The 631-nt window shown below is 77.3% G+C and carries 1 protein-coding gene; it reads left to right on the top strand.

The annotated features are described in order from the left end of the window. A partial coding sequence (locus B7L92_RS35000) for a M56 family metallopeptidase (protein ID WP_143626431.1) occupies window positions 1–590 on the top strand: 590 nt, incomplete at its 5' end. Window positions 591–631: the final 41 nt, after the last annotated feature.

The following is a 631-nucleotide window of genomic DNA, read 5'->3' as shown; positions in this document are numbered from 1 at the left end:
GCGCCCGGCGCCGGGCGCGGCGGGCCGAACTGCGGCTGCGGGCCCCGTTGCTGCCCGGGGAGGAACCGGGCTCCGAGCGGCTGGTGGTCCTGGAGGGAGAGCGGCCCGACGCCTGGTGGCTGCCCGGCACCCCGCCCCAACTGGTCGTCACCACGGCCGCCTTGCGCCGGCTGAAGGGCCGGCAGCTGGACGCCGTCCTCGCGCACGAACGCGGGCACGCGCAGGCCCGGCACGACTGGCTGCTGCACTGCTCCTCCGCGCTGGCCGACGGGTTCCCGCAGGTGCCGGTGTTCGCCGCGTTCCGCGACGAGATGCACCGGCTGGTCGAACTCGCCGCCGACGACACCGCCTCCCGCCGCTTCGGCCGGCTGACCACGGCCCTCGCCCTGGTGGAGCTCAACGAGCACCGGGGGGTGTTCGGACCCTGCCCGGCCTCGCAGGCGAACGTCCCGGCCCGGGTGCGCCGGCTGCTCACTCCCCCGGACCGGCTGACGGCGGGACGGCGGCTGCGGCTGACGGCCGCGGCGGCCCTGGTGCCGGTGGTCCCCGTACTGGTGGCGTTCGTGCCGGGATTGCGGGCACTGGGATAGCCGGCGGACCCGGAACAGGCCGGGTACGCCCTCCGGGCGGT

This window comes from Streptomyces viridosporus, assembly GCF_002078235.1.
In the GTDB taxonomy this organism is placed as follows: domain Bacteria; phylum Actinomycetota; class Actinomycetes; order Streptomycetales; family Streptomycetaceae; genus Streptomyces; species Streptomyces viridosporus.
This window is presented reverse-complemented; position numbering and strand designations above follow the sequence as displayed.